17 protein-coding genes are annotated in these 19,900 nt (G+C 60.8%); 14 read left to right on the top strand and 3 right to left on the bottom strand.

The window, feature by feature from the left end; translation table 11 throughout:
- Window positions 1–43 precede the first annotated feature (43 nt).
- The 6 genes from hemA to kdsA are packed head-to-tail and all read left to right on the top strand — an operon-like array spanning window position 44 to window position 5,363.
- Window positions 44–1,300 (top strand): glutamyl-tRNA reductase, encoded by a 1,257-nt coding sequence (hemA, locus tag BJF97_RS17380; protein WP_004851885.1) that lies wholly within the window; start codon window positions 44–46, stop codon window positions 1,298–1,300.
- Between the two features lie 42 nt (window positions 1,301–1,342).
- Entirely contained in the window at window positions 1,343–2,425 is a 1,083-nt protein-coding gene (gene prfA / locus BJF97_RS17375) for a peptide chain release factor 1 (RefSeq protein ID WP_004851884.1), read from the top strand.
- A complete protein-coding gene (gene prmC / locus BJF97_RS17370; RefSeq protein WP_032694081.1) occupies window positions 2,425–3,264 on the top strand; it encodes a peptide chain release factor N(5)-glutamine methyltransferase in 840 nt (279 codons plus the stop codon). Before prfA ends, prmC begins: the two co-directional genes overlap by 1 nt.
- Window positions 3,261–3,653: an invasion regulator SirB2 gene (sirB2, locus tag BJF97_RS17365; protein WP_004851880.1), complete on the top strand. Its 393-nt coding sequence runs from the start codon at window positions 3,261–3,263 to the stop codon at window positions 3,651–3,653. Before prmC ends, sirB2 begins: the two co-directional genes overlap by 4 nt.
- Before the next feature lie 3 nt (window positions 3,654–3,656).
- Window positions 3,657–4,469 carry an invasion regulator SirB1 gene (gene sirB1, locus BJF97_RS17360; protein WP_004851879.1) on the top strand — a complete coding sequence of 271 codons (813 nt, stop codon included), beginning with the start codon at window positions 3,657–3,659 and terminating at the stop codon, window positions 4,467–4,469.
- Between the two features lie 39 nt (window positions 4,470–4,508).
- On the top strand, window positions 4,509–5,363 hold the full coding sequence (gene kdsA / locus BJF97_RS17355) for a 3-deoxy-8-phosphooctulonate synthase (protein WP_004103146.1): 855 nt from the start codon (window positions 4,509–4,511) through the stop codon (window positions 5,361–5,363).
- Between the two features lie 88 nt (window positions 5,364–5,451).
- Here kdsA and chaA read toward each other — a convergent pair whose 3' ends face one another.
- The gene (gene chaA, locus BJF97_RS17350; RefSeq protein WP_004121802.1) at window positions 5,452–6,552 is read right to left on the bottom strand and encodes a sodium-potassium/proton antiporter ChaA; all 1,101 of its coding nucleotides are present in this window, start codon (window positions 6,550–6,552) and stop codon (window positions 5,452–5,454) included.
- Between the two features lie 265 nt (window positions 6,553–6,817).
- Here chaA and chaB point away from each other — a divergent pair, with 265 nt between their 5' ends.
- Both chaB and BJF97_RS17340 read left to right on the top strand, forming a co-directional pair.
- Entirely contained in the window at window positions 6,818–7,048 is a 231-nt protein-coding gene (gene chaB, locus BJF97_RS17345; RefSeq protein WP_009651994.1) for a putative cation transport regulator ChaB, read from the top strand.
- Between the two features lie 150 nt (window positions 7,049–7,198).
- Window positions 7,199–7,879 (top strand): gamma-glutamylcyclotransferase, encoded by a 681-nt coding sequence (locus BJF97_RS17340; RefSeq protein WP_004851874.1) that lies wholly within the window; start codon window positions 7,199–7,201, stop codon window positions 7,877–7,879.
- Between the two features lie 35 nt (window positions 7,880–7,914).
- On the opposite strand, the gene BJF97_RS17335 is transcribed toward BJF97_RS17340, so the two are convergent.
- Both BJF97_RS17335 and BJF97_RS17330 read right to left on the bottom strand, forming a co-directional pair.
- A complete protein-coding gene (locus BJF97_RS17335) occupies window positions 7,915–8,157 on the bottom strand; it encodes a DUF1883 domain-containing protein (protein WP_002910387.1) in 243 nt (80 codons plus the stop codon).
- Between the two features lie 238 nt (window positions 8,158–8,395).
- Complete coding sequence (locus tag BJF97_RS17330; protein WP_014229754.1) at window positions 8,396–8,749, bottom strand: DsrE/DsrF/TusD sulfur relay family protein; 354 nt, start codon at window positions 8,747–8,749, stop codon at window positions 8,396–8,398.
- Window positions 8,750–8,817: 68 nt separating this feature from the next.
- On the opposite strand from BJF97_RS17330, the gene nasR reads away from it, so the two are divergent.
- The 6 genes from nasR (at window position 8,818) to BJF97_RS17300 (ending at window position 19,875) form a co-directional block, all read left to right on the top strand.
- Complete coding sequence (gene nasR / locus BJF97_RS17325; RefSeq protein WP_014229753.1) at window positions 8,818–10,008, top strand: nitrate regulatory protein NasR; 1,191 nt, start codon at window positions 8,818–8,820, stop codon at window positions 10,006–10,008.
- Window positions 10,009–10,253: 245 nt separating this feature from the next.
- The gene (locus BJF97_RS17320) at window positions 10,254–11,510 is read left to right on the top strand and encodes a CmpA/NrtA family ABC transporter substrate-binding protein (RefSeq protein WP_014838763.1); all 1,257 of its coding nucleotides are present in this window, start codon (window positions 10,254–10,256) and stop codon (window positions 11,508–11,510) included.
- A 1-nt stretch (window position 11,511) separates the two neighbouring features.
- Entirely contained in the window at window positions 11,512–12,396 is an 885-nt protein-coding gene (gene ntrB, locus BJF97_RS17315; protein WP_032694080.1) for a nitrate ABC transporter permease, read from the top strand.
- Window positions 12,397–12,406: 10 nt separating this feature from the next.
- Entirely contained in the window at window positions 12,407–13,195 is a 789-nt protein-coding gene (locus tag BJF97_RS17310; protein ID WP_014838761.1) for an ABC transporter ATP-binding protein, read from the top strand.
- A 9-nt stretch (window positions 13,196–13,204) separates the two neighbouring features.
- Window positions 13,205–17,275 (top strand): nitrite reductase large subunit NirB, encoded by a 4,071-nt coding sequence (gene nirB / locus BJF97_RS17305; protein WP_077253362.1) that lies wholly within the window; start codon window positions 13,205–13,207, stop codon window positions 17,273–17,275.
- A complete protein-coding gene (locus BJF97_RS17300) occupies window positions 17,275–19,875 on the top strand; it encodes a nitrate reductase (protein WP_032694079.1) in 2,601 nt (866 codons plus the stop codon). The genes nirB and BJF97_RS17300 overlap by 1 nt, the downstream gene beginning before the upstream one ends.
- The last annotated feature ends 25 nt before the right edge of the window (window positions 19,876–19,900 follow it).

Below are 19,900 nucleotides of genomic sequence, written 5' to 3'. Positions count from 1 at the left end.
GCCTGCAGACTAACCTTAGCAACGCTGGTACTACTCCCTCACAATGACGCTTTTAGCTCTTGGCATTAACCACAAAACAGCTCCTGTAGCGCTGCGAGAACGCGTAACGTTTTCGCCGGATACGCTCGATCAGGCGCTGGAGAGCTTGCTGGCCCAGCCAATGGTGCAGGGCGGGGTGGTGCTGTCGACCTGTAACCGCACGGAACTCTATCTCAGCGTCGAAGAGCAGGATAACCTTCAGGAAGTGCTTATCCGCTGGCTGTGCGACTACCACGGTTTAAATGAAGACGACCTGCGCAAAAGCCTCTACTGGCATCAGGACAACGAGGCGGTTAGCCATCTGATGCGCGTCGCCAGCGGCCTGGATTCGCTGGTGCTGGGCGAGCCGCAGATCCTCGGGCAGGTGAAAAAAGCCTTTGCCGACTCCAGCCGTGGTCACCTGAACGTTAGCGAGCTGGAGCGCATGTTCCAGAAGTCGTTCTCGGTGGCCAAACGCGTGCGTACCGAAACCGATATCGGCGCCAGCGCGGTCTCCGTGGCGTTTGCCGCCTGTACCCTGGCGCGACAAATCTTCGAATCACTCTCCAGCGTGACCGTGCTGCTGGTTGGCGCCGGTGAGACTATCGAGCTGGTGGCCCGCCATCTGCGCGAGCATAAGGTGCGCAAGATGGTGATTGCTAACCGCACCCGCGAGCGCGCTCAGGCGCTGGCCGATGAAGTCGGCGCGGAGGTGATCGCCCTGAGCGACATCGACGAACGGCTAAAAGAAGCGGATATCATTATTAGTTCTACCGCCAGCCCGCTGCCGATTATTGGCAAAGGGATGGTGGAGCGCGCGCTGAAGGCGCGCCGCAATCAGCCGATGCTGCTGGTGGATATCGCCGTTCCGCGCGATGTCGAACCGGAGGTTGGCAAGCTGGCGAACGCCTATCTCTACAGCGTGGACGATCTGCAAAACATCATTCAGCACAATCTGGCGCAGCGTAAAGCCGCGGCGGTACAGGCGGAAACCATTGTCGAGCAGGAAGCCAGCGAATTTATGGCCTGGCTGCGCGCTCAGAGCGCCAGCGAGACTATCCGCGAATATCGCTCCCAGGCCGAACAGGTCCGCGAGGAGCTGACGGCAAAAGCGCTGGCTGCGCTCAATCAGGGCGGCGATGCGCAGGAAATCATGCAGGATCTGGCGCGTAAGCTGACTAACCGCCTGATCCACTCGCCAACCAAATCTCTTCAGCAGGCCGCCCGTGACGGGGATGATGAACGCCTGCATATTCTGCGCAACAGCCTCGGGCTGGAATAGCGCACCTTTCTCTCTTTTTTAGGACAGGGTGAATTCACGCCTATGAAGCCTTCTATTGTTGCCAAACTGGAAGCCCTTTACGAACGCCATGAGGAAGTTCAGGCGCTACTCGGCGATGCCGCAACCATCGCCGATCAGGATAAATTTCGCGCATTGTCGCGCGAATACGCACAGCTGAGCGACGTCGCCCGCTGCTACACCGACTGGCGTCAGCTGCAGGATGATATCGAAGCCGCGCAGATGATGCTCGACGACCCGGAAATGCGCGAAATGGCGCAGGAAGAGCTGCGCGAAGCGAAAGAAAAGGGTGAGCAGATGGAGCAGCAGCTGCAGGTTCTGCTGCTGCCAAAAGACCCGGACGACGAGCGTAACGCGTTTGTTGAAGTTCGCGCCGGTACCGGCGGCGATGAAGCGGCGCTGTTCGCGGGCGATCTGTTCCGTATGTACAGCCGTTACGCGGAATCACGCCGCTGGCGCGTGGAAATCATGAGCGCCAACGAAGGCGAGCACGGCGGCTTTAAAGAAGTGATTGCCAAAATCAGCGGCGACGGCGTCTATGGGCGACTGAAGTTCGAATCCGGCGGCCATCGCGTACAGCGCGTACCGGCCACCGAATCCCAGGGGCGTATCCATACCTCCGCCTGCACCGTGGCGGTGATGCCGGAGCTGCCGGAAGCCGAAATGCCGGATATCAACCCGAGCGATCTGCGCATCGATACCTTCCGCTCCTCCGGCGCGGGCGGTCAGCACGTTAACACCACCGACTCGGCGATCCGTATTACCCACCTGCCGACCGGCATCGTCGTCGAGTGTCAGGACGAACGTTCTCAGCACAAAAACAAAGCCAAAGCGCTGTCGGTGCTTGGCGCGCGTATTCGCGCCGCGGAAGTCTCCAGGCGCCAGCAGGCGGAAGCCTCAGAGCGCCGTAACCTGCTGGGCAGCGGCGATCGCAGCGATCGTAACCGCACCTATAACTTTCCGCAGGGCCGCGTGACCGATCACCGCATCAACCTGACGCTTTACCGTCTGGACGAAGCGATGGAAGGCAAGCTGGATATGCTGATTGAGCCGATCGTTCAGGAATATCAGGCCGATCAGCTGGCCGCCCTTTCCGAGCAGGAATGATGACTTTTCAGCAGTGGCTGACGCAGGCCATCGTCCGCCTGAGCCAAAGTGAAAGCCCGCGCCGGGATGCCGAAATCCTGCTGGGTCACGTGACCGGCAGGGCGCGGACCTATATTCTCGCCTTTGGCGAAACGGCGCTGACGGCGGCGCAGGCCGCCGAGCTGGAAACGCTGCTCAGCCGTCGCGCCCGGGGCGAGCCGGTGGCTCATCTGGTGGGCCAGCGCGAATTCTGGTCGCTGCCGCTGTTCGTTTCTCCCGCCACGCTGATCCCGCGTCCGGATACCGAATGCCTGGTTGAACAGACGCTGGCGCGGTTATCCGACAAGCCGTGCCGTATTCTCGATCTCGGCACCGGCACCGGCGCCATCGCTCTGGCGCTGGCCAGCGAACGCCCCGATTGCCACGTCACCGCCGTTGACGTAATGCCCGACGCGGTGGCGCTGGCGGCGCGTAACGCTGAACATCTCGCTATCCCTAACGTCAGGATACTGCAAAGCCACTGGTTTAGCGCGCTCGCCGGTCAGCAGTTCGACATCATCGTCAGCAATCCGCCCTATATCGATGAAACCGACCCGCATCTTGCGCAGGGTGATGTGCGCTTTGAGCCGAAAACGGCGCTGGTCGCCGCCGATGGCGGTCTGGCCGATCTGGCGCATATCATCCGCGAAGGCCGCCGCTATCTGGCTGCCGGCGGCGTGATGCTGCTGGAACACGGCTGGACGCAGGGGGAAGCGGTGCGCGCAATCTTTCGCGCGGCGGGTTATGGCAATATTGCCACCTGTCGCGACTACGGAGACAACGAGCGTCTGACGCTCGGGCAATATCAGGGAGGCGTATGAATCTGTTTAACGCGGTACTGTATCTGCATATCGCCTGCGTGGTGGTTTCGGTGAGCCTGTTCGTGCTGCGCTACTGGTGGAGCTGGAGCGGTAACCGTCTGCTTGACCAGCGCTGGGTTCGTATCGCGCCGCACTGTAGCGATACGCTGCTGTTTCTCAGCGGCGCCGGACTAATGGCAATAACGCACTATCTGCCGTTTACCGAAGAGGGTACATGGCTGACTGAGAAGCTGTTTGGCGTTATCATTTATATCGCATTGGGATTTATCGCGCTGGGCCGTCGTCGCCAGCGCAGTCAGCAGAGCCGGTTTGTCGCCTTTCTGCTGGCCCTGGTGGTGTTGTTTATCATTATTCAACTCGCCATCACAAGAACACCGTTACTGGGGTAAGGCATGAGGTCGTTAGCTGATTTCGAATTTAATAAAGCGCCGTTATGCGACGGCATGGTCCTCATTTCTGAATTAATCCGCGACGATTTTCCGACGCACTATGTGCAGGATGAGCTGGAGCGGCTGCTGGGTCTGGCGCGTGAGGAGATTGCCGCTTCGTGGGACCAGGAGCGCCAGATAGAACGTCTGCTGGAGCTTTTCTATCATGACTGGGGCTTTAGCGATTCGCGCGGCGTTTACCGCCTGTCCGACGTGCTCTGGCTTGATAAAGTCCTGAACAATCGTCAGGGTAGCGCGGTATCGCTAGGCGCAATCCTGCTGTGGATTGCCCAGCGCCTGGCGCTGCCGGTGGTGCCGGTGATTTTTCCGACCCAGATGCTGCTGCGCGCCGACCCTGAAGAGAGCGAAGAGATGTGGCTCATTAATCCATTTAACGGCGAAACGCTCAACGAGCATACGCTGGAAGTGTGGCTGAAGGGCAATATTAGTCCGGTCGCCGAGCTGTTTAACGAAGACCTCGATGAAGCCGACAACGCGGAAGTGATCCGCAAGCTGCTCGACACGCTCAAATCGGCGCTGATGGAAGAGCGGCAGATGGAGCTGGCGTTACGGACCAGCGAAGCGCTGCTGCAGTTCAATCCGGAAGACCCGTACGAAATTCGCGACCGGGGACTGATATACGCCCAGCTGGATTGCGATCACGTGGCGCTGCAGGACCTCAGTTACTTCGTTGAACAGTGCCCGGAGGATCCCATCAGCGAGATGATCCGCGCGCAGATCAACACCATTTCGCACAAACAAATTACATTGCATTAGTCTGAAACCATTCCGGTTACACCCTGATAAGGCGAACTTATGAAACAAAAAGTGGTTAGCATTGGTGATATCAACGTAGCAAACGACCTGCCATTCGTGCTGTTTGGCGGCATGAACGTGCTGGAATCCCGCGATCTGGCGATGCGTATCTGCGAACACTACGTGACCGTCACGCAGAAGCTGGGTATTCCTTATGTGTTTAAAGCCTCTTTTGATAAAGCTAACCGTTCTTCCATCCACTCCTATCGCGGGCCGGGGCTGGAAGAAGGGATGAAGATTTTCCAGGAGCTGAAACAAACGTTCGGCGTGAAAATCATCACCGACGTTCACGAAGCCAGCCAGGCTCAGCCGGTCGCTGACGTGGTGGACGTTATTCAGCTGCCAGCGTTCCTTGCCCGTCAGACCGATCTGGTTGAAGCGATGGCGAAAACCGGCGCGGTGATCAACGTGAAAAAACCGCAGTTCGTGAGCCCGGGCCAGATGGGCAATATCGTCGATAAGTTTATCGAAGGCGGCAACGACAAAGTGATCCTTTGCGATCGCGGCGCGAACTTCGGCTACGATAACCTGGTGGTCGACATGCTGGGCTTTGGCGTGATGAAAAAGGCCTCCAATAACTCACCGGTTATCTTCGACGTTACTCACGCTCTGCAGTGCCGCGACCCGTTTGGCGCCGCTTCCGGCGGACGCCGCGCGCAGGTTGCCGAACTGGCGCGCGCCGGGATGGCGGTGGGTATCGCCGGCCTGTTTATTGAAGCGCACCCGGATCCGGAACACGCGAAATGCGATGGTCCGTCCGCGCTGCCGCTGGATAAACTGGAGCCGTTCCTCAAGCAGATGAAAGCCATCGACGATCTTGTTAAAAGCTTTGATGAGCTCGATACCAGCAAGTAATCGCTGCTGAAACGACAAAAGCCTGCCGGTTTTATAACCGACAGGCTTTTTTGATCTCCCCGAACGGCATGACGCCGCCGGGGGAGGTTCAGGCAAAAATGGTCATCAGGTAGGCGGCGAACAGCGCCAGGTGCGCCGCGCCGTTCAGCACGTTAGTACGCCCGGTAGAGAACGATATCTGGCACAGCAGCAGCGAGGCGACCATCACCACCATTTCCGGCGCGCCAAGGCCAAAGCGCAGTTCGTTGCCGGTGAGGAAGGCGATAAGCGTCACCACCGGTACCGTCAGGGAAATGGTGGCCAGCACGGAGCCGAAGAACAGGTTCATCGCCCGCTGGACCTGATTGTTCAGGACCGCTTTCAGCGCGCCAAGGCCTTCCGGAGAGAGGATCAGCAGCGCGACCAGGAAGCCGGTAAAGGCGACGGGGGCATTCATGCTGGTCAGCAGCGTCTCCAGCGGATTGGCGTTCATTTTAGTCACGGCGATAACCGCAACCAGGTGTACCAGCAGCCAGGCGGTGTGCCACTTGCTGCTATGGGCCGACGGTTTGCCGTGATGCGGGTCATCGTCGTCGCCGTCATCCTCGTGTTCGTAAACAAACAGGCTCTGGTGCGTTTTCGTTTGAATCAGCAGGAACACGCCGTACATGGCGGCGGAGATCAGCGCAACCAGCAGCGCCTGGCCGGTGGTGAAATTAGCCCCGGGCAGCGCCATGGGAAAGACCAGGACGATGATCGCCAGCGGAAAGAGGGCGATGAGGTACTGTTTAAGGCCGAACAGATTCATATACTGGGTGGCGAATTTGCGCCCGCCCAACAATAAAGAAAAACCTACCAGCCCGCCGGTAACAATCATGATGATTGAATAAAGCGTATCTCGCATCAGGGTCGGCGCGGCGTCGCCGGTGGCCATTAATGCGGAAATCAGGCTGACTTCGAGAATAACCACTGAAAGGCTTAAAATTAACGAACCATAGGGTTCGCCAAGGCGGTGCGCCAGAACGTCGGCGTGGCGAACAACGCTGAACGCGCTGCTCAGAATCCCGACCAGCGCCAGGATATTAATGGCAACGACCACTGGCAGTGACTGGCTGCTTCCCCAGAAAAACAGCACCGCCAGCGCCAGAACCGGAAAGGCGAGGGTGGTCTCCTTGTGGCGGGTTTTCACCGCCTCATGTGCATCGGTCATGAATTATCTCCAGGTGTGCAGGTGTTATAATTATAGATACTGTAAGTTAATAAAATAACAGACATTGATCGAACTACTTTGTTTTTTTACTTAAATTTACCACTCTGACCATGGAAAAGTGGTAGATTGCCATAAACTGCGGTTACTCTCGTTTTGTATTTATTATTCAGATAATTACTAAAACATCTTTCTCATTTATCCATCGCCTTGCCAGCCGGTAAATCGCCTGACAGACTGACTATTCACCCTAAATCTGGAGGTCGCCATGCCCTATAGCAACAAAAGTGAATTACCCGACAGCGTTCAGCACGTTCTGCCTGCGCATGCCCAGGAGATTTACAAAGAGGCCTTTAACAGCGCCTGGGACCAGTATAAGCATAAAGAAGACCGACGCGATGACGCCAGCCGTGAAGAGACGGCGCACAAAGTCGCCTGGGCGGCGGTGAAAAATGAGTACCAAAAAGGCGATGATGATAAGTGGCATAAGAAGAAGTAATCGCTTTTGCTACGTCATGTGCTGCCTGAGCCCTTGCCCGCGGCTCGTTCATTGCTTATTGTCAAATAAAGCTGGATAATAATTCGGCAATACTTCACGGATGGCACCAGATAATCGCCGGGAAGCGGGCAGTGGCGGAGGTAGTAGAAAGTGTTAACGCGTGATTTCTTACTGAATGCGGATTGTAAAACGGCGTTTGGCGCTATTGAGGAATCGCTTCTTTGGTCGGCAGAGCAGCGGGCAGCCTCTTTGGCGGCGACCCTGGCCTGTCGTCCGGACGATGGCTCGGTGTGGATCTTTGGCTACGGTTCGCTGATGTGGAATCCGGCGCTGGAGTATCGAGAGTCCTGTACCGGTACGCTACCGGGCTGGCACCGCGCGTTTTGCCTGCGGCTCACCGCCGGGCGCGGTAGCGCCACTCAGCCGGGTCGAATGCTGGCGTTGAAAGAGGGCGGGCGCACCACCGGGGTTGCCTACCGCCTGCCTGATGACACTCTCGAAGAAGAGCTGACCCTGCTGTGGAAGCGGGAGATGATCACCGGCTGCTACCTGCCGACCTGGTGCAAGCTGGATCTGGACGATGGCCGCACCGTCAATGCATTAGTTTTTATTATGGACCCGCGTCATCCGCTGTTTGAGGCGGATACCAGCGCGCAGGTGATTGCGCCGCTGATAGCCCGCGCCAGCGGCCCGCTTGGCACCAACGCTCAGTATCTGTTCTCGCTCGATCAGGAGCTGCGGAAACTCGGGATGTACGATGCCTGCCTCGACGATTTAGTCGGCAAGGTGCGTCATCTGCTGGGGGAAAGCAGCCAGCCCGGGCTGGCTTAAGAGTATATCGCCCGGGTTTCCCCGGGCGTTTGCTATCAGGCGGGAACGTAGCTGATGGAGTGCTCCAGCGACTGGCTGTGGCTGTCGATGAGAACGTTCCAGGTGCCGCTGTAAGGCACGGTCAGATACGCGCTATCTCTGTCCTGCACACTCAGAATATCCGCATGACTATCGCCAGGCACTTTGGCGCTCATCAGGTGAATGTGGCAGCGTTCGGAACAACGCACCACCAACGTATCACCGCCAAACAACGTTAAACTTGCTTTTACCATTGCCATTTAATCTCGACCCCGTTTCTGTCTACAGCATCCTGCCAGCCCATTAACCCGCGTGATATTGTTCACACTTTGCTCTGTGCATAACACCAAAGGGGAGGGGGGCAGATGCTGATTTTGATCAAAAAAAGGAATAAAGATTAAACAAAAATGACGTTGTGCCTGAAAGCATTCAGCTGACATTGTTTTCGGTTAACAAACGCCGCCAGCTTAATATTTAATCCCGTTGAATGGCGGATTTTTAGAAGGTCAGGACTTTATCCGCCGCCAGCGTCCACTGCGCCAGCTCGACGAGGGTGCCAATCTCCACGCCATCAATCAGCGGCAGCGCGCCGATCCCCCGGCCGTCAGCGCAGGTTTTACACAGCTTCACCGGCACGTTTTGCGCGGTGAGGATCTCCAGCATCTGCTGAATGTTGTAGCCTTCCGCTGGCTTCTGTCCGCGCAGGCCGGCGGTCACCGCATCAGACATTAAAAATAATTTCAGTTCGAGGTCAGACTGCTGCTCGCGCAGGGCGATAGCCAGACGCAGGCTATTGAACAGGGATTCGCTGCCGTAGGCGGCACCGTTAGCGATAATCACAATACGTTGCATAAGGACTCCTTCTATAAGGCACGGTTATTGCTTGGCTGAAGTATAAAGCGTTAACCCGGGGGAAGGGTATGAATAATGTGGCGGGTAATACACCTGAGGTGGTCGACTGGTTTGCGCGCGCGCGTCGCTTACAGAAGCGGCAGCTGCACCAGCTGGCGCAGCAGGGGGCGCTGGCAGGCCAGATAAGCGCGCTGGTGCATATGCTGCAGTGCGAGCGCGGCGCGTCAAATATCTGGCTATGCTCGGGCGGCAGACTATACGCGGCGGAGTGCCGGGCGGGCGCGGCGCTGGTTGATGAGCAGCTCACGCGGTTTTATGCGGCGCTGGAACCTGCCCGCGATGCCGCCAGCAGCGCGCTCTGCTGGCGAATTGCCTGCGCGGTGTGGTATCTGACGCAGCTTGTCGCGTTGCGTAAATGCGTGCGCGGCCTGGAGATTGCCGCAGAAGAGGCCACCGGGCAGTTTAGCCGCATTATCCGCCACCTGTTGAATATCGTTCCGCAGCTCAACGACAGTATCGACGATCCGCAAATCGCCGGGCGGATGGTCGCGCTTTACAGCTTTATGCAGGGGAAAGAACTGGTCGGACAGGAGCGCGCGCTGGGCGCGCTGGGCTTTGCTCGCGGACAGTTCAGCGATGAGCTGCGCCAGCAGCTGGTGGACCGCATTGACGGCCAGCAGCCCTGTTTTGACACTTTTCAGGCTTTAGCCAGTTCGCCGCAAACCGTTCTGTTTGTTGAACAGTGCCAGGCCGGTCTGGAAATTGAACAGCTGCGGCGGGTCGCCTGCACCCGCCAGCCGCCGCCGGACGAGGGAGAAACGGCTCTGCGCTGGTTTTGCGTTCAGACCCAGCGTCTTGAGCAGCTGCGCGGCGTGGAAGAGCGGCTGATCGCAGACCTGCTTAACGCGGCCGATGCGCTGCTGGAGGGAGACGATCGGGAGGTCCAGGTGCCGCCCGCCGACTGGCAGGAGGACGGTATAGCCCTGCGGCTGGATAAGCAGCTGTTGCCGCTGGTGCGCCAGCAGGCCCATGAGCTACAGCAGCTCTCCGCCCAGCTCGCGTCGTTAAAAGATGCGCTTGAAGAGCGCAAGCTGATTGAAAAAGCCAAAAGCGTGCTGATGACCCACCAGGGAATGCAGGAGGAGCAGGCCTGGCAGGCGCTGCGTAAAATGGCGATGGACAAAAATCAGCGCATGGTTGAGATAGCCCGCGCGCTGCTGACGGTGAAGTCGCTATGGCAAGTACCACCTAAGGAGTAGGTGCACAATCAGTGGGCATATATTGCCAGCCGACGGTGCAGTTTTTGCCTCAAACGCCCCCGGCAAATGAGCCAACGCGCGTGAACCGGGCCTCCGCAAATCTGGCATTGGCTTTGCATTAAATAAAACGAGTGAATAAAGGTTTTGGCAGCGGGCCAACGGCGGCACGTATGTCTAAGGATAAAGGCGTCCAGCGGTGCGTAAGCACCGCCGGACGCTTTTTTTTGCGCGTTTCTGGAGCGGGTATGGGCGATACGTTTTCAATTTCACGGCGGCGTTTATTACAGGCGGGGGCGGCGCTGGGCGGCGCGATGCTGCTCCCCGGCATGATGCAGGCGGCATGGGCGGCAGGGTCGGATAAGCCGGAACAGACTACCGTGCGGGTCGGTTTTATTCCGCTGACCGACTGCGCCCCCTTAGCCATCGCTTCCCTGAAGGGATTCGATAAAAAGTACGGCATCACCCTCGTCCCGAGCAAGGAGGCCAGCTGGGCGGCGGTGCGCGACAAGCTGGTTGCCGGGGAGCTGGACGCCGCGCACATTCTGTACGGCATGCTCTACGGCCTTGAGCTGGGGATCGCCAGTAAACCGCAGGCGATGGCCAATCTGATGACCCTTAACCGCAACGGTCAGGCGATAACGCTCTCCAGCGAGCTGCAGGAGAAGGGCGTCACCGACCTGGGCGGGCTGAAAAAACTGATCGACCAGCAGGCGCCGGGCAGCTACACCTTCGCCCACACCTTCCCAACCGGCACCCACGCGATGTGGCTCTACTACTGGCTGGCGAGCGGTGGAATTAATCCCTTTGACGATATTCGCACCGTCGTGGTGCCGCCGCCGCAGATGGTAATGAACATGCGCATCGGCAATATGAGCGGCTTTTGCGTTGGCGAACCGTGGAACGCGCGCGCGATAAACGATCGTATCGGCTTCACCGCCGCCACTTCGCAGGATATCTGGCCGGAGCATCCGGAAAAAATTCTCGGCACCCGCAGCGAATGGGTTGAGCGTCATCCCAACACCGCGCGCGCGCTGGTGGCGGCGCTGATAGAGGCCCAGCGCTGGATTGACGCATCCGCCGAGAACACCCGCGAAACGGCGCGCCTTCTCGCCAGACGCGCGTGGCTGAACACCAAAGAGCAGTACCTCAGCGGGCGCATGCTCGGCGAATACGACAACGGTATCGGCCGCCGCTGGCAGGACGCGCACCCGATGCGCTTCTACGAACGGGGAGAAGTGAGTTTTCCGTGGCTCTCGGACGGCATGTGGTTTTTGACCCAGTTCCGCCGTTGGGGATTGCTGAAGTCGGCACCGGATTATCTGGCGGTGGCCCAGCGCATTAACCGGATTGACGTCTGGAAAGAGGCCGCGCAGGCGGTCGGCGGCATCAGCGCGCCGACGCAGGCGATGCGCAGCAGCACGCTGATCGATGGCAAGGTCTGGAATGGGGCCGATCCGGAAGGCTACGCCCGCAGTTTCGCGATTCAACGTAAGGGGGCATGAGATGAAACACGCATATAAACCGCAACCGCAGGCCGGCGCCGACAGCGCGCCCGGCGAAGTCATTACCCTGCCGCCGCTGCAGGTGCGCAAAACCACGCCTTCGCTCAGCCGCTGGCTGCGGGATGTCACCCAACGTCTTCTGCCGCCGCTGCTCGGGCTGGGATTGCTGCTGCTGGGCTGGCAGCTGGCGGCGATGAACAGCAAAGGCTTTCCGACGCCGCTCAGCACGCTGGATTCCGCGCTAACCCTTTTCGCCGACCCGTTTTATCAGGACGGGCCGAACGATATGGGCATCGGCTGGAACGTGCTGGCGTCGCTGCAGCGGGTGGCGGTGGGATTTGGCCTTGCCGCGCTGGCGGGAATTCCGCTCGGCTTCCTGATTGGCCGCTCGCTGTTTTTCGCCCGCATGTTTAACCCGCTGATCGCGCTGCTGCGCCCGGTCAGCCCGCTGGCCTGGCTGCCCATCGGCCTGCTGCTGTTCCAGAAAGCGGAACCCGCCTCCAGCTGGACCATTTTTATCTGCTCGATCTGGCCGATGGTCATTAACACCGCCGAGGGCGTGCGGCGCATTCCGGAAGATTACCTCAACGTCGCCCGGGTGCTGCAGCTGTCGGAGTGGACGGTGATGCGCAAGATCCTCTTTCCGGCGGTATTGCCCGCGGTGCTGACCGGGGTTCGTCTCTCCATCGGTATCGCCTGGCTGGTGATTGTCGCCGCCGAAATGCTCACCGGCGGCTTAGGGATCGGCTTCTGGATCTGGAACGAGTGGAACAACCTCAACGTCGAAAACATCATCATCGCCATCGTCATTATCGGCGTGGTCGGGCTGGTGCTGGAACAGGGGCTGATGCTGCTCGCCCGTCGTTTTAGCTGGCAGGAAAAATAGGGAGTCGCAGATGAAACCATTAATTCAGGTCCAGGGCGTCAGCCAGCGTTTTAACACCGCCAGCGGCGAATTCCTGGCATTGCAGAACGTCTCCTTCGACATCTACGAAGGGGAGACCATCAGCCTGATCGGCCACTCCGGCTGCGGTAAATCAACCCTGCTGAATCTGATAGCCGGGATAGCCCTGCCGACGGAAGGCGGCCTGCTGTGCGACAACCGTGAAATCGCCGGGCCGGGGCCGGAACGCGCGGTGGTGTTTCAGAACCACTCCCTGCTGCCGTGGCTGACCTGTTTTGACAACGTGGCGCTGGCGGTGGATCAGGTCTTTCGCCGCAGCATGAGCAAAGGCGAGCGCAAAGAGTGGATTGAGCACAACCTCGAGCGGGTACAGATGGGGCACGCCCTGCACAAGCGCCCGGGAGAAATCTCCGGCGGCATGAAGCAGCGCGTTGGCATTGCCCGGGCGCTGGCGATGAAACCGAAAGTGCTGCTGCTGGATGAACCCTTTGGCGCCCTTGATGCCCTGACGCGGGCGCATTTACAGGACGCGGTGATGCAGATCCAGCAGTCGCTGAATACCACCATCGTCATGATTACCCATGACGTTGATGAAGCGGTGCTGCTTTCCGACCGGGTGCTGATGATGACCAACGGTCCGGCGGCGACGGTCGGGGAGATCCTCGACGTCAATCTGCCGCGACCGCGCCATCGCGTGCAGCTGGCGGACGATAGCCGCTATCACCATCTGCGCCAGCAGATCCTGCACTTCCTCTATGAAAAACAGCCGAAAGCGGCATAGGGGGCGGCGATGAGGCGGCAACTGGTGATTATTGGCAACGGTATGGCGGCCACGCGCCTGGCGCAGGCGCTGGTGGAGCGCGATGCGCAGCGGTTTAGCATCACCCTCATCGGCGATGAGCCGTGCCAGGCCTATAACCGCATTCAGCTGTCGCCGGTGCTTGGCGCCGAAAAAGCGGCAAGCGAGACGCTGCTGCTGCCCGCGTCATGGTATCCGCGGCATAACGTGACGGTACGCGCCGGTGAAACGGTTACGGCGGTGGATATTGCGGCCCGTACGCTGCAAACCACCGCAGGCGAACTGGGCTGGGATGAGCTGGTGTTCGCCACCGGCTCACTGCCGTTTCTGCCGCCGCTGCCGGGCATCACCCAGCCGCACGTTTTTGCTTTCCGCACCCTGGCGGACGTTGAGGGCATCCTGGCCATCGACGGCCCGGCGGTGGTCATTGGCGGCGGCGTACTCGGCGTAGAGGCCGCCGCGGCGCTGCGGCGTCATGGTGACAGTGTCACTTTACTCCATCGCGGAAGCGGGCTGATGGAGCAGCAAATCGATGCTTTTACCGGCGAGCAGCTGCAAATGCTGCTTGCCGAGCGCGGGATTCGCTGCGTGATGGAGAGCCGTATCGCCGCCATTGATGAACATCAGGTGCGGCTGGAGGACGGGCGCGCGTTTGCCGCCTCGCGGGTGGTGCTGGCGACCGGCGTGCAGCCGAACAAACGGCTGGCCGAGCGCAGCGGGCTGGCCTGCGCCCGCGGCATCCTCGTTGACCGCCAGCTGGCAACCGCGCAGCCGGGCGTCAGCGCCATCGGCGAGTGCTGTGAAATCGACGGTCAGACCTGGGGGCTGGTGGCGCCATGTCTGCGCCAGGCGGAGGTGCTGGCGGACCGCCTGTGCGCGACCCCTGGCGAGGATTTCAGCTGGCAGGACAGCGGCACTCGCCTGAAGGTCACCGGCATTGAGCTCTTCAGCGCCGGCGAGCTGCGGGCCGCCGAACAGGATGACGTATATACCAGCTGGGATCCGCTGGACCGCCACTACCGTCGCCTGCTGCTGCGCGACGGCAAGCTGCGCGGCGTACTGCTGCTGGGCGATTGCAGCAGCGCCGCGCCCCTCACCGCTCTGCTGGGGGCGCATGCGCCGGCGCCGGCAGAGTGGCTCTTCGATCCCTCTTCAACGATGCAGCCGCGCGCTGCGGGACAAACTACGATGACAAAACCTGTATTAGTGCTGGTCGGACACGGTATGGTCGGCCACCATTTTCTTGAGCAATGCGTCGACCGTCACCTTCATCAACAGTATCGGATTGTGGTGTTCTGCGAGGAGCGCTATGCCGCTTACGACCGGGTTCATCTGACTGAATATTTCGCCGGACGCAGCGCGGAATCGCTGTCGCTGGTTGAGGGCGATTTTTTCGCTCAGCACGGTATTGAGCTGCGCCTGAGCGAATCGGTCGCCAGCATCGACCGCGAAGCGCGGGTGGTGCGCGATGCCTTCGGCCACGAAACCCACTGGGATAAGCTGGTGCTGGCGACGGGGTCTTACCCGTTTGTTCCGCCGGTGCCGGGTCATAATCTCGAGGGCTGTTTTGTTTATCGTACGCTAGACGACCTCGACCAGATTGCCGCCCGCGCCGCAACCGCCCGACGGGGTGTGGTGATCGGCGGCGGCCTGCTCGGGCTGGAAGCGGCCAACGCGCTGAAGCAGCTGGGGCTGGAAACTCACGTTGTCGAGTTTGCGCCGAACCTGATGGCGGTGCAGCTGGACAACGGCGGCGCTGCGATGCTGCGGGAAAAAATCAGCCAACTGGGCGTCGGGGTGCATACCAGCAAGGCGACGACGGAAATTGTTCGCAATGAGCAGGGGCTGCAGCTGAACTTCGCTGACGGCAGCTCGCTGGCGACTGATATGCTGGTATTCTCCGCAGGTATTCGCCCCCAGGACGCGCTGGCGCGCAGCGGCGGACTGAACGTAGGCGAACGCGGCGGCATATGCATCGACAACCAGTGCCGTACCTCCGACCCGGACGTACTGGCGATCGGCGAATGCGCCCTGTGGGAGAACAAAATTTATGGTCTGGTGGCGCCCGGCTATCAGATGGCGCGGGCCGCGGCGGCCACCCTGGCGGGTGAGGCGGGCTGCTTTAGCGGCGCGGATATGAGCACTAAGCTTAAGCTGCTGGGCGTCGATGTCGCCTCGTTCGGCGACGCCCAGGGGCGCACGCCGGGCTGTCAGAGCTATCAGTGGACTGATGGGCCGCAGCAGATCTACAAAAAAATCGTGGTCAGCGCGGAGGGCAAAAAACTGCTCGGCGGGGTGCTGGTCGGGGATGCCAGCGACTATGCCACGCTGCTACAGATGATGCTTAACGGGATGGCTTTACCCAAACACCCGGAAAGCCTGATCCTTCCGGCGCGTGAGGGCAGCGCGCCAAAAGCGCTCGGGGTAGCGGCGCTGCCGGACAGCGCGCAGATTTGCTCCTGTCACAACGTCAGCAAAGGCGATATCTGCCAGGCGGTGAGCGGCGGCGCGGGCGATATGGCGGCGATAAAAAGCTGCACTAAAGCGGCGACCGGCTGCGGCGGCTGTAGCGCGCTGGTGAAACAGGTGATGGAGTACCAGCTTGCCGGGCAGGGCGTTGAAGTCAAAAAGGATATCTGCGAGCATTTTCCGTGGTCGCGGCAGGAGATCTATCACCTGGTACGCGTCAACCATATCCGCACCTTCGAACAGCTGATTGCCCGCTATGGACACGGCCACGGCTGTGAAGTCTGTAAACCTCTGGTGGCCTCGGTGCTGGCCTCCTGCTGGAATGAATATCTGCTGAAGCCGGCGCATCTGCCGCTTCAGGACACCAACGATCGCTACTTCGCCAATATTCAGAAAGATGGCACCTATTCGGTGGTGCCGCGCATGGCGGCGGGAGAGGTGACGCCGGACGGGCTGATTGCGATCGGCCAGATCGCCAAACGCTATCAGCTATACAGTAAAGTGACCGGCGGCCAGCGTATCGACCTGTTCGGCGCGCGCCTGGAGCAGCTCCCGGCAATCTGGCGCGAGCTGGCCGAGGCGGGATTTGAAACCGGCCACGCCTACGGCAAATCCCTGCGGACGGTGAAATCCTGCGTCGGTTCGACCTGGTGCCGCTACGGCGTCCAGGATTCCACCGGCCTGGCGGTCACCCTCGAACATCGCTACAAGGGGCTGCGCGCGCCGCACAAAATTAAAATGGCCGTCTCCGGCTGTACCCGCGAATGCGCGGAAGCCCAGGGGAAAGATATTGGGGTTATCGCCACGGAGAAGGGCTGGAACCTGTACGTTTGCGGCAACGGCGGCATGAAGCCGCGCCATGCCGACCTGTTCGCCAGCGATCTTGATGAAGCCACCCTTATTCGCAGTATTGATCGGCTGCTGATGTTCTACATTCGTACCGCGGATCGCCTGCAGCGCACCAGTACCTGGATGGATAACCTTGAGGGCGGGGTCGACTATCTGCGCGAAGTGATCCTCGAAGACAGCCTCGGCATCGGCGAAGAGCTGGAACAGGAGATGGCGCGGGTGGTCGAGAGCTACCAGTGCGAATGGCAAACCACCCTTAACGATCCGCAGCGGCTGGCGCTGTTCCGCTCCTACGTGAACAGCGATGAGCCGGACGAAAGCGTACAGCGGCAAACCCTGCGCGGCCAGCCGCAGCTGGCCCCGTTCGCGGCGCAGGCCGAACCGGCGCTGCCGTCCCGCCCGTGGCAGGCCATTTGCGATCTCAACGCCATTCCTCAGCAGGCGGGGATTGGCGCGCGGCTCGGCGAGCGGCAGATTGCGCTGTTCCGCTTCGGCGACCAGGTGTATGCCCTCGATAACCTCGAGCCGGGCAGCGACGCCAACGTTTTGTCGCGCGGCCTGCTTGGCGATGCGGGCGGCGAACCGATCGTGATTTCGCCTCTGTATAAGCAGCGTATCCGCCTGCGCGATGGCCGCCAGTGCGACGGCGGCGAACTGGCGGTACGCGCCTGGCCGGTCAAAGTGGAGAACGGTAAAGTGTGGGTTGGCAACCAGCAGCTGCTGGCGCGCGCGGAGGCTTCCTGATGACGGAAACCAGGACCACGTGTCCCTATTGCGGAGTCGGCTGCGGCGTTATCGCCAGCCTGAATGCCGATGGCCAGGTTACCGTACGCGGGGATGAGCAGCACCCGGCAAACGTTGGCCGCCTGTGCGTGAAGGGGGCGGCGCTGGGCGAAACCGTCGGCCTGGCGGGAAGATTGCTCTTCCCGGAAGTCGACGGCGAGCGCGCAACCTGGACTCAGGCGCTGGCGGCGGCGGGTTCGCGCCTGCGGGAGGTTATCGACCGTCACGGGCCGCAGGCGGTGGCGTTTTATGCCTCCGGCCAGCTGCTGACCGAGGACTACTACGCGGCGAATAAGCTGATGAAGGGGTTTATCGGCGCGGCAAATATCGATACCAATTCGCGGCTGTGCATGTCTTCAGCGGTTACCGGCTACAAACGGGCGCTGGGCGCTGATGTGGTGCCGTGCAGCTATGAGGACGTGGAAAACAGCGATCTGGTGGTGCTGGTCGGGTCGAACGCCGCCTGGGCGCATCCGGTACTCTATCAGCGGCTGGCGCAGGCGAAGCGCGACAATCCGCAGATGCGGGTGGTGGTCATTGATCCGCGTCGGACCGCCACCTGCGATATCGCGGACCGGCATCTGGCGCTGGCTCCCGGCAGCGACGGCGGGCTGTTTGTCGGCCTGCTGAACGCCATTGCCGCCAGCGGCGCCATCAGCGGTGATTTTAGCGATGCGCCGCAGGCGCTGGCTATCGCCCGGAACTGGGACCTCGACAAAGTAGCGCAGTTCTGCGGCCTGCCGCGACAGCAGGTCGCCGATTTCTACAGCGAGTTTATCGCCGCTCCGCGCGCCATCACGCTCTATACCATGGGGATTAACCAATCCGCCAGCGGCAGCGATAAATGCAACGCTATCATCAACGTTCACCTGGCGAGCGGGAAATTTGGCCGCCCGGGCTGCGGGCCTTTTTCGCTGACCGGACAACCTAACGCCATGGGCGGGCGTGAGGTGGGCGGGCTGGCGACCATGCTGGCGGCGCATATGAATTTTGAAACCGATGATTTACGGCGTCTGGCGCGCTTCTGGGGGACCGAACGTCTGGCGCAAACGCCGGGGCTGACGGCGGTGGATCTGTTCGCCGCCATTGGCCGCGGCGAGGTGAAAGCGGTGTGGATTATGGGCACCAATCCGGTGGTGTCGCTGCCGGACAGCCATGCGGTAAGCGAAGCGCTGGCGGCCTGTCCGCTGGTCATCGTTTCCGACGTCGCCGCCGCTACCGATACCGGACGCTTTGCCCATATCCGCTTTCCCGCGCTGGCGTGGGGGGAGAAGAGCGGCACGGTAACCAACTCCGAACGGCGGATCTCACGCCAGCGCGCTTTCATGCCGCCGCCGGGGGAGGCCAGAGCCGACTGGTGGATCGTCGCTCGCGTGGCCCAGGCGCTGGGCTTCGGCTCCGCCTTTGCCTGGCAGCATCCGCACGAGGTGTTCAGCGAACACGCCGCGCTTTCAGGATATGAAAACGATGGCCAGCGGGCGTTTGACATCGGCGGACTGGCGGATCTCAGCCGCGAAGCGTGGGATGCGCTGGAGCCGGTGCGCTGGCCGGTGAGCCGCAGCCATGCAAGCTGGGGTTTGCTCAAGGGGTGGCACCGCAGCGGCAAACTGCGCATGGTCCCGGTGACCCCACAGCCCACTCGGGCGGTCACCGATGCGTTCTATCCGCTGATCCTCAACAGCGGGCGGATCCGCGATCAGTGGCACACCATGACCCGCACCGGCGCGGTGCCGCGTCTGATGCAGCATATTAGCGAACCGGTGGTGGAAGTCGCGCCAGCGGACGCGACGCGCTATCAGCTGCTGGAAGGTGAACTGGCTCGGGTCCGCTCACCGAATGGGGTGATGGTAGCAAAAGTGACAATCAGCGCTGGCCAGCGTCCCGGATCGCTGTTTGTGCCGATGCACTGGAATAATCAGTATGCTCGCCAGGGACGGGTGAATAACCTGCTGAGGGCGGTCACCGACCCGCACTCCGGGCAGCCGGAAAGTAAACAGGCGGCGGTAGCGATAGCCGCCTGGCTGCCGGCGTGGAAAGGCGAGCTTTTTGCTCGCCAGCCGGTTCCGCTCCCCGCCTCGCTGCACTGGCGGCGGCGGGCGGCGCAGGGCGTTATCCATCTTTCGCTGGCGGGGGATACCCGCTCCCGCGACTGGCTTGTGGGCTGGTGTCAGCGGCAGGGATGGCAGATGCAGGTAGCCGAAGGCGGCAACGTCTGGAACCTGCTGGCGTGGCAGGGGGGAGAGCTGATGCTCGGCTGGTGGAGCGACGCCAGCGAGCCGGCTATTGATGCCGAGTGGATTCACGCCGCGTTTCGCACCCCGCCGCAGAACGCCGCCCGGCGCCATGCACTATTGAGCGGCAGAAAAGGCGGCGATGAGATGCCGCGCGGGCGCATTATCTGCAGCTGCTTTAGCGTGGGCGAACGGGCGATAGGCGAAGCGATTGCCAGCGGCTGCCGTACGCCTGCCGCGCTGGGGGCGAAACTCAAATGCGGCACCAGCTGCGGTTCCTGTCTCCCGGAGCTTAAGGCGCTGCTGGCGGCGAAGCAGGTTGAGGCCTGAGATTCAGCATATTCCTGGAATCGCG

This window comes from Klebsiella sp. LTGPAF-6F (assembly GCF_001753185.1).
In the GTDB taxonomy this organism is placed as follows: Bacteria; Pseudomonadota; Gammaproteobacteria; order Enterobacterales; family Enterobacteriaceae; genus Klebsiella; species Klebsiella michiganensis.
The sequence above is the reverse complement of the archived record's forward strand: the minus strand, read 5'-3'. Positions and strand labels throughout refer to the sequence as shown.